Source organism: Mesorhizobium sp. M1A.F.Ca.ET.072.01.1.1 (assembly GCF_004023325.1).
Taxonomy (GTDB): domain Bacteria; phylum Pseudomonadota; class Alphaproteobacteria; order Rhizobiales; family Rhizobiaceae; genus Mesorhizobium.
The window spans coordinates 1-5607 of sequence record NZ_RZSF01000384.1 but is presented as its reverse complement, the minus strand read 5'-3'; the positions used below and the strand labels follow the sequence as shown (position 1 = coordinate 5607).

The 5607-nt window shown below is 63.9% G+C and carries 5 protein-coding genes and 2 pseudogenes; all 7 read right to left on the bottom strand.

The genetic code is table 11. The annotated features are described in order from the left end of the window. Positions 1-7: 7 nt before the first annotated feature. A pseudogene (locus EOA32_RS32300) lies at positions 8-529 on the bottom strand (ATP-binding cassette domain-containing protein); the annotation flags it as partial. A 36-nt stretch (positions 530-565) separates the two neighbouring features. Continuing rightward, the gene (locus tag EOA32_RS32295; RefSeq protein ID WP_082953638.1) at positions 566-1387 is read right to left on the bottom strand and encodes a carbohydrate ABC transporter permease; all 822 of its coding nucleotides are present in this window, start codon (positions 1385-1387) and stop codon (positions 566-568) included. Next, positions 1388-2326, bottom strand: coding sequence for a sugar ABC transporter permease (locus tag EOA32_RS32290; protein ID WP_095799868.1), 939 nt, complete (start codon positions 2324-2326; stop codon positions 1388-1390). Further along, positions 2326-3663: a sugar ABC transporter substrate-binding protein gene (locus tag EOA32_RS32285; protein ID WP_095828420.1), complete on the bottom strand. Its 1338-nt coding sequence runs from the start codon at positions 3661-3663 to the stop codon at positions 2326-2328. The genes EOA32_RS32290 and EOA32_RS32285 overlap by 1 nt, the downstream gene beginning before the upstream one ends. A 61-nt stretch (positions 3664-3724) precedes the next feature. Continuing rightward, the gene (locus EOA32_RS32280; RefSeq protein WP_128373892.1) at positions 3725-4384 is read right to left on the bottom strand and encodes a GntR family transcriptional regulator; all 660 of its coding nucleotides are present in this window, start codon (positions 4382-4384) and stop codon (positions 3725-3727) included. A gap of 22 nt (positions 4385-4406) precedes the next feature. Next, the gene (locus tag EOA32_RS32275) at positions 4407-5291 is read right to left on the bottom strand and encodes a dihydrodipicolinate synthase family protein (RefSeq protein ID WP_128373891.1); all 885 of its coding nucleotides are present in this window, start codon (positions 5289-5291) and stop codon (positions 4407-4409) included. 100 nt (positions 5292-5391) lie between these two features. Then, positions 5392-5607 (bottom strand): annotated as a pseudogene (locus tag EOA32_RS32270) (chromate transporter); the annotation flags it as partial.

Sequence of the window (5607 nt, the reverse complement as noted above, 5' to 3'; positions counted from 1 at the left end):
TGATCTAGCCACGCATCTGCACGCGCAATTTGGCGTCGAGATTGGAGAGCGGCTCGTCGAACAGAAACACCTGCGGGTCGCGCACGATGGCGCGGCCCATGGCGACGCGCTGGCGCTGGCCGCCGGAAAGCTGGCGCGGATAGCGGTCGAGCAGCTTCTCCAGGCCGAGAATGCCGGCTGCCCGCTTCACCCGGCTCGCGGTATCGGCCGGATCGGCTTTTTTGATCTTGAGCGCGAAGCCCATATTGTCGGCCACCGTCATGTGCGGGTAGAGCGCGTAGTTCTGGAACACCATCGCGATGTTGCGGTCCCGTGCCCTGAGGTTGTTCACGGTGCGCTCGCCGATTGCGATCTTTCCGGCCGAGATCGTTTCCAGCCCCGCGATCATGCGCAGCAGCGTCGACTTTCCGCAGCCCGACGGTCCGACCAGGATGACGAACTCGCCATCGGCGATATCGACGCTGACATCGTGGATGATCCGAGTGGCTCCGAAAGCCTTCTGCACGTTGTTGATGCTTACCGATGCCATTGCGTATCTCCGAAGGAATGAGGGCGGATCAGGCGCTCAGCCACCCTTGACCGCGCCGGCGGTCAGCCCGGCGACGATCTGCCGTTGCGCGAACATGGTCAGCACCAGCACCGGCAGCGTCACCACGAGCGCTGCGGCGGCGAGCGGCCCCCAGCTCACCTGCTCGTAGGACAGCATGTTGTAGACCGCGACCGGCAGTGTCCGCGTCTCGCGGCTGGCGAGCACGACGCCGAAGACGAAGTTGTTCCACGAGAAGATGATCGACAGGATGAAGGCGACGACGATGCCGGGCTTGGCGATCGGCAGCGCGACCAGGCGAAACACCTGCCACGAACTGGCGCCGTCGATGTTGGCGGCCTCCTCCAATTCCATCGGCGTCGTCTCGAAATAGCCGATCATCACCCAGACCACGATCGGCACCGTCACCACCAGATGGATGATGATCTGCGGCCAGAGCGTGCCGAGGATGCCCAGCCACTGAAACAGGAGGAACAGCGGGATGAGATAGGAAAGCCCGGGCGTCATGCGGGCGATCATGATGACGATCGCCGAGCGTTCCGCCTTGAGCCTGGCGATGCCATAGCCGGCCGGCACTCCGATCAGCAGCGCCAGCAGCGTCGCCGTGCCGGTCACCAGCACCGAGTTCCACAGATAGAGCAGGAAATTGTTCTCCTCGAACACCTTTGCGTAGTTCGACCAGGCGAAGCGCTCCGGGATCAGGATCGGCGGATAGGCGCCGTTGTCGATCTCGAACTTCAGCGACAGCGAGATCATCCAGAGGAAGAACAGGATCGCCGGCGAGACCAGCACCAGCGCCGCGAAGAACAGGCCTATCTTGTTGAGCAGCCGCGAGCTCACCTATTTGCCCTCCGTGTCGACCCATTGCGAGCGCTGGCGCAACATCAGGAGGATGAAGGACAGGGCCACGATGACGATGAAGAACACCACCGCCATGGCCGAGCCGTAGCCCATGTCGTAATAGGAGAAGGCGGTGTTGTAGAGATAGATGTTGATTGTTTCCGATGCCGTGCCCGGCCCACCTTGGGTCATCGCGTAGATGATATCGAAGCTCTTGAGCGCATCGATCGTGCGGATGATGACCGCGATCATCAGAAACGGCGCGATCATCGGCAAGGTGAGGTAGCGGAACTGCTGCCAGGCATTGGCGCCGTCGATCTCGGCGCTTTCGAACGGCTCGCGCGGCACGGATGCCAGCCCACCCAGCACGATCAGCATCACCAGCGGCGTCCACTGCCAGGTCTCCACCGCGACCAGCGAAGGAATGACGGTGTTGGCGTTGAAGATCCACTCCTGCGCCGGAATGCCGACCAGCGACAGGAGATAGTTGAGCACGCCGAGCTGCGGATGGAACATCATGGTCCAGACCAATGCCACGGCGACGGGTGTGGCCATCATCGGCATCACGAAGACGCCGCGCAGCAGGCCGCGCAAGGCAAACCTGGCGTCGAAAATGAGCGCGGCGACGGTACCGAAAAACATCGGCGCGACCACCGACAGGAAAGTATAGATCAAGGTATGCCAGAGCGATTCCCAAAACCGCGGATCGCTCGCCAGGCGCAGATAATTTTCCATCCCGGCAAAGCTTCGCGACTGGCCGAGCGTCCAGCTGTTGACGCTCATCCACAACGTGAAGGCCCAGGGGAAGACGATCACGGCGCCGACGACGACGAGCGCAGGAATGACGAAAGGCCAGTAGTTTGGAGCCAGCCGGATCGGCTGGCTCTCTTCGACGGCTTGCGTCGTCACCCCTGCGCGTTCCGGGGCGATGGCGGACATCAACCTTGCTCGCTCCTGTCGAGAACCGGCTGGAACTGCTCGGTGGCCTTCTTCAGTTCGTCGGCGGGATCGGCGCCGGCAATCATGTTGGTCAGCGCCACGCCATAGATGTCGCGGAACTCGGTGACCGGGATGATGACCGGCAGCGCCAGCCGGCTGATATTGCCTGAGCCGACCACGGCATCCAGCCAGCTCGCCGGCATGGTGACGCCGTCGCGCACCTTCGGGTCTTCCAGCACCGACTTGCGGAACGGCACGCCGGCGCCGGCCTGCAGCAGGCGCGCGCCCATGGCGGGTGACACGGCCCACTGGCAGAACAGATAGGCCGCTTCCTTCTTCGCGCTGGCGGACGTGACACCGATGCCGTCGCCGAAAGTACCCGCGGCATGCGCCTTGGGACCCTTCGGCATGACGCCATAGCCGACCTTGCCGACGACGCGCGATTTTTCCGGATTTTCCATCGGCGGCGCGAAGCCCACGCCATCGAACCACATGCCGATCTTGCCCTGCAGGAAGGCGGATTGCGCCTCGGCCCAGTTGAAGCCGGTGACGCCGGGAGGCGCGGCCTTGGTCATCAGCCGCTGATAGAGGGCGGCAGCCTCGATCGCCTCCGGCGAGGTGGTGCGCAGCTTGCCGTCGCTGCCGAGCGGCGTCATGTCGTAGCCGAGCATCAGCGACGTCCATACCGGCGTGTTGGCGTTCTTGAGACCGCGTGCGACGAAACCGAAGGTGTTGCTTGAGGGATCCGTCAGCGCTTCGGCGGCAGCCACCAGCTGCTCGAAGCTCTCGGGATATTTTATACCCTTGGCGTCGAACAACTCCTTGTTCCAATAGAGGATCCAGTAGTCGACCGAGAATGGCAGCGAGCGCAGCACGCCCTGGCCGTCCTTGGCGAACTGGATGCCCGCCTCGGCGAAGTCGCTTTCGGTCAGGCCTGGATCGGTGAGGCCCGGATCGGCAAGGAAGCCGGAAATGTCGGCCAGCCAGCCGCCCTTCTCGAACTGGCGCTTCTGCACATGGTAGCTCAGATGCACGACGTCGAAGCTTGGCTTGCCGGAGCTGAGCTCGATCACCGTCTTCTGGCGCTGCTGCTGTTCGGGTGTCGCCTCGGCATTGACTTTGATGCCGGTCAGCTCCTCGAACTCCGCGAGATTCTTCAGGATGGTGTCGCTGCGCGGGCTCTTGACCAGGTTGACGTCGAGCGTCGTGCCGGCAAAGCGCTTCCAGTCGACGCCCGCGGCGAAGCTCGGACGAAGACCGACGAGGCCGGTGGCGGCGAGAGCCGCGGTTCCCTGGAGCAGCTGCCTTCTGGTTGGACTGAATGGATTGGACGACATTTCTTCCTCCCGGTTGTCGTTGTCGATTACGCCGCGACGATTGCGGCGCGGTTTTGCTTCCTCAAATCTGCAGCGCCAGCCGGCGCGCATTGTCGATGTGCTGGCTGATCGCCTCGACCGCCATCTGCGGATCGCGTTTCTCCAGGGCCTCGATCACCGCAAGATGCTCGCGCATGACCGGCACGACGCGACCGTCGATGCGGAACCGCTCCTGATGGATGAGCCGGATCTTCACCGAATTGACCAGATAGGCCTTGGCGATGATCTCGTTGCCCAGCGCGCTGATGAAGGTGTCATGCATAGCCCAGTCGATGTTCTGGGCCTTGGCTTCCATTTCGGGGGTCGGGGTCTGCGCCAGCGCTTGGGCGAGCATGTCCTCGTGCTCGCGCCTGAGACCCGCAATCTCGGCGTCGGACGAGTTGACGGCAAACAGCGCGACCGCCTCGCGCTCCATGAACAGGCGGAACTGGAAAGCCTCGCGGATCAGGCTGATGTCGATATGCGCGATCTGCATGCCGCGTTGCGGTATGGTGGTTAGCAGCCCCTCGGCCTCGAGCCGCGGCACGATCTCGCGGATGGCTCCGAGCGGCAGGCCAGTGAAGGCGACCAGCTCGCGCTGCGAAACGAACTGGCCGGGCCTGAGGTCGCGGGCCAGCAGATGCCGCGTGAAGCTGGCATAGGCCTTCTCCCTGAGGGTTGCCGGTTCGCTCGTGTCGTCCATGCCGATCAGCGCCCTCCCCGGTTCAGGCTGCCTGTGTCGCAAACAGCCTGTCGTAAGCGGCGCCAAGCTGCTGCCGTTCCTGCAAGGCTACCGGCTCGAGCGGCGGCCGAACCGTCAGCCAGCGTTCGTCGCCGATCTGGCGCGCCACCATGGCCTTCACCGCCGGGATGACCGGATGCCGGAGCAGTTCGAGGACGAAGCTTTCCACGCGGGAGTCGTCGCGTCCGCTCTCGATCATGGCGCGCAGTTCGCCGGCGGCGAAATTGGCCATGCCGGAAATCGCGCCCTGGCCGCCGATCCGCACCGCCGGCGCCAGATGCCGTTCGTCGCCGATGAGGATGATCAGGTCGCCATGCGTCTTGAGCAGCGCTTCGCTGTAGCCCCAGTCTCCACCGGAATCCTTGACCCCGGCGACCACGCCCGGATACGCCTTGCGAAGCCGGCCGATCAGGTCGAGCGACAGCTGCACCGTCGTGACCGAGGGGATGTTGTAGAGCAGCATGCCGCGGGCCAGCGGACCGAGCGCGGCGAACACGGCGCCGAACCAGCCGAACAACCCATCGTCACCGACATTCTTGAAATAGCTCGGCGGCGCCAGAAGGATGTTGCGGGCGCCGCGCTGCAACGCCTGGCGGCACTGCTCGGCAGCGTCCTCCGCCGCATCGACCAGCACGCCTGCAACGAGTTGGTCCGCGGGTATTCCCGCCGCAAGCATGGCATCGATGACCGCCTGCCGCTCCGCCGTACCGACGGAAGCGCCTTCGCCGGTGGTGCCGAACAGCGTTACGCTGCTGCAGCCAGCATCGAGACAGGCCTTAGCATGCTCGGTCATCAGCGGAACGGCGATCCGCCCGGCTGCATCAAAGGGCGTTGTGAGCGCAACCGACAGACCAAAGCGCGAACCCACCTGCAATTCTCCATTCATCAATCCGCGAGCAGGCGTAGCATACTGACATGTTAGTTGTAAACATAGCTCTCGATCACGCTTGGCTGCGGCTGGAAACAATTCACAATGCCTGTAGAGCCAGTCCCGCTAGCGCGGATGCCGCGAGCGTCGGCAGCATGCCGGCCTTCAGCCTGAGCATGGCGACCATCGCCGCCGCCGACAGCAGCGCCGCGCGCCAGTCGAGCGAGGAAACGACCGGAACCTCGACGCCCCAGCCGACGCTCTCGACTTTGCCGAAGACGACATGCAGCGCGAACCACAGCGCAAGGTTCATCAC